This window comes from Dyella sp. (assembly GCF_036568765.1).
In the GTDB taxonomy this organism is placed as follows: Bacteria; Pseudomonadota; Gammaproteobacteria; order Xanthomonadales; family Rhodanobacteraceae; genus GSA-30.
Map to the genome: position 1 here is coordinate 1 of NZ_DATCRY010000101.1, position 3148 is coordinate 3148.

Consider the following 3148-nt stretch of genomic DNA (forward strand, 5'->3'; position numbering starts at 1 on the left):
GGTTCAATCTTCACGATCACCACGACGTGTGCGAAATGTCGGTAACTCCGCAAGGCAGGATCGCATGCGATGGAGGTTGGGCGTTCGTCCCGGGCCAAGTCAGCCCGATCCGGTCAGGATGAGATTTCATCAGGAAGCATGATGCCGGGCACGGACGCAAGCTCGGCGCCGCTCATGCGATCCGAGAGGTATCGTGCTGGAGGCTTGCCCACCGCCTTGCGGAACATCGTCACGAATCCGCTGGCGTTTTCGTACCCGAGCTCCAACGCCACCGTTTGCACGTTCTCACCCTTGGTCAAACGTTGAAGCGCAAGGATCACATGAAGCTGCCGACGCCAGCGCCCGAAGCTCATTCCAATTTCGTGCAGCAGAAGACGGCTCATGCTTCGCTCGCTCATGCCAATGCGAACAGCCCAATCGGCCTTCGAAGTCTTGTCGGTGGGGTCGGCCAGCATCATTTCCGCGAGACGACGCAATCGGGGGTCGCGCGGCATTGGCAGATGCAGATCTTCCACCGGCGCTGCCGCCAACTCATCGAGCAACGCGGCAATCAGCCGGTCTTCCCGCCCCCCCAGCGCGTATAGCTCAGCAAAACCGGCCACCTTCAGCAGCAACTCGCGTAGCAACGGCGATACCGAAATCGTGCAGCAGGTTTTCGGAAGGTCTGGCGCGGCATCTGGCTCGACGAAGAGGCAATAGCATTCCGTTTCACCCGCCCCTCGGGCCGCGTGCGGCAAGTCTCCCGGGATCCATATGGCGCACTGCGGCGGAACGATCCAAACGCCGTCTTCGATCTCGCAGTTGAGGATGCCGCGCACGGAGTAGATCAGTTGAGCCTTGCGGTGCTGATGCCTCGCGTTTTCCCAGCCCTGCGTCACCGAAGTGGCACTCAGAGCAACAACGGGTCTAGGGACGTTGTCGACATCCTTGGGCACAGTGAAATCCACGATGGCGACGCTCGACATGGTGCGTGTTGATATCTGCAAGGAAGAGGAAGGGTGTCCTATTTGAAAAATATTATGGGAAACTTTCGCAAATTCGTCTAGGTATTCGATATCGCGAGGTTGCGCACCGCCGCCTTGCTTGCGCTATGGGCGCTCACTGGGGCGCAGGTGGTGCGGGCGCTAGGGATGCCCACCTCTGCACAAGCTGCTGGAGGGCGTGCGTCGAGAAATACAAGCGGCGCCCCATATATCTGCAATCAATTCATTCGATGGTGAGTACCTCGACACATGCGAGGAAGCAGTGGCGTGACCGCGTGCGCAGAGCACGAGCGAATTACGAATCGCTGTCGCCCGCTCCGCTAGCTGTAGATGCAAGAGCAACAGCTCGCCGATTCATCGACGAGCTCTAGGCTGCTACGCCAATTGAGCCAAGCGGTATTCACAAAGGCCAAGAGTGATGCCAAGCTCGAGCAACTTGTGGTGCAAGAAGTACGATTGCCGTCGTAGCGTCTCGTGTCGGCCAGCGGGGCCCGCTCTTCCTGCAACACCGTCCCAACGCTCAGTGGCGCCGTCGATGGGCCCTGAGCCGATCCAGGGCGCTGACGACGACGGGCGGCTCTCCAACTCGACCGCCGCGATCACTGCATCCAAGCCGGCCATCAACAAGATGGCCAGCGAGTGGTCGCAGGCGACCTGGTGCAGCCGATCGCGGTGTAACAGCTGCGACGCTTCAGGCATGTCCACGAAGGTGCGCCGTTCCTCAGGGTTCCGGCTTGCGCTGTACCAGCAGGATATTGTGCTGCCAGTCATAGCTGGCGCCCCGGGGAATCGCTAAGGCCGCGGGCCCGCGGTGCACATTTTGGTTGAAGTTCGCCGCTATCGCGGCGGTCTCCCCTGGCGCTGCTGACGCTGACATCCCCATCGGCGTGGTGCAGCCGTTCACCGGGGCCAGCGTCCGGATTGGCATCCCAGTAAAGAACGAGGTCGTGATCTGGCCCAAGACCGTTGCTGACGGCAGCCCTTTTCTCTCCTTCTGTGCCGGCGACTTCGACCCTCGAGGCGAAGGTGGCTTGCGGCGGATCGGCCAGTACTTTCATCGACAGTGCAGCAGGCCGGATATCCCGATCACCTTGCTGCACTTTCACGCGGAGGCGACTGGGTGATCGATCGACACACCCAGCACATCCTCCGCCAAGTGTTCAAGCAGTCGAATTGTCCACTCGATCACCTCGGTCTCGCTGAGTGCCTTATCGGCAAGCCAGCCAAGCACCAGCTGGTCATGAAAGCCTATCCAGGCGCGCAGGGACACCCGCATGCGTTTGGTCGGCCGGGCAATGCCCAGCACAGCCATCACCTGATCGATGGCTTTGCCGCGTGATTCTTCCCAGATCTTCGCGATGGAGTTGCTGAGCGCCGCATTGGACGAGCGAGCCCGAAAGATCGCATCCCCCTCCCTCTGCTTGACGGCACGCATGTGCGCGCGCAGGAACGATGTGATCCGCTGGCGCGCGGTGTCACCGCGAAACGATGTCAGCTGTGCCTCGTCCATTCGCGCCGCAGCTACGCGGCTGACCTCGGCATAGAGCTCTTCCATCGAACCGAAGTGATGGAACAGAAGCCCGTGAGCCACACCGGCTTCCCGCGCGATCTCCGACGCCGGCACGTCCAGAAACCCCCGGCTGGCGAACAGTCGTTCGGCGGCCGCGAGCACTCGCTGCTTGCCGGTGGGTGGCTTTGCCGCGCCTGGCCGCGCAGACCGCGGTCGCGGCGAATCAAGGGGTTCGTTCATGCAAGAAATCATATCCCCGTGCCTGGCGGCCAAACCGCCACCGCCCCCGGGAAAACCACAACACCAGAGACGCGACAGACTCTTAAACTGATTGACAGTCAGTCAATTTTGTTCGAATCCAGATGATTTCAGATGCATCACCTACCGGCTCAGAGCGCTTCGACGTGCTCGTCGTGGGCGGTGGCCCCTGCGGCCTGGCCGCAGCCATCGCGCTGGGGCGCTGCGGCGTCAAGACCTTGCTGGTCGAGAAGCATCCTTCCACCTCGTTTCATCCACGCGGCCACGTGGTAAGCGCGCGGACCATGGAAATCTTGCGCACCTGGGGTCTCGAAGAAGCGGTGCGCTCTCGCGGGATCCCTCACGATCGCAACCAAGGCATCGCCTTTGTGCGCTCCCTGGTTGGCGAACTCATCGG

4 protein-coding genes are annotated in these 3148 nt (G+C 61.4%); 2 read left to right on the top strand and 2 right to left on the bottom strand.

The window, feature by feature from the left end; translation table 11 throughout:
* Positions 1–113 precede the first annotated feature (113 nt).
* Positions 114–965 carry an AraC family transcriptional regulator gene (locus VIM98_RS07425; RefSeq protein ID WP_019658613.1) on the bottom strand — a complete coding sequence of 284 codons (852 nt, stop codon included), beginning with the start codon at positions 963–965 and terminating at the stop codon, positions 114–116.
* An 842-nt stretch (positions 966–1807) separates the two neighbouring features.
* Here VIM98_RS07425 and VIM98_RS07430 point away from each other — a divergent pair.
* Positions 1808–2107 carry a hypothetical protein gene (locus VIM98_RS07430; RefSeq protein WP_019658611.1) on the top strand — a complete coding sequence of 100 codons (300 nt, stop codon included), beginning with the start codon at positions 1808–1810 and terminating at the stop codon, positions 2105–2107.
* On the opposite strand, the gene VIM98_RS07435 is transcribed toward VIM98_RS07430, so the two are convergent.
* Positions 2086–2733: a TetR/AcrR family transcriptional regulator gene (locus tag VIM98_RS07435; protein WP_157773872.1), complete on the bottom strand. Its 648-nt coding sequence runs from the start codon at positions 2731–2733 to the stop codon at positions 2086–2088. The two genes, VIM98_RS07430 and VIM98_RS07435, sit on opposite strands and share 22 nt — an antisense overlap.
* 122 nt (positions 2734–2855) lie before the next feature.
* On the opposite strand from VIM98_RS07435, the gene VIM98_RS07440 reads away from it, so the two are divergent.
* The coding region (locus VIM98_RS07440; RefSeq protein WP_331992466.1) for an FAD-dependent monooxygenase at positions 2856–3148 on the top strand (293 nt) is incomplete at its 3' end.

Bases quoted from the DNA above. Each gene is read 5' to 3' on its own strand.
- VIM98_RS07425 (WP_019658613.1), bottom strand. From the start codon at position 965: ATGTCGAGCGTCGCCATCGTGGATTTCACTGTGCCCAAGGATGTCGAC.
- VIM98_RS07435 (WP_157773872.1), bottom strand. From the start codon at position 2,733: ATGAACGAACCCCTTGATTCGCCGCGACCGCGGTCTGCGCGGCCAGGC.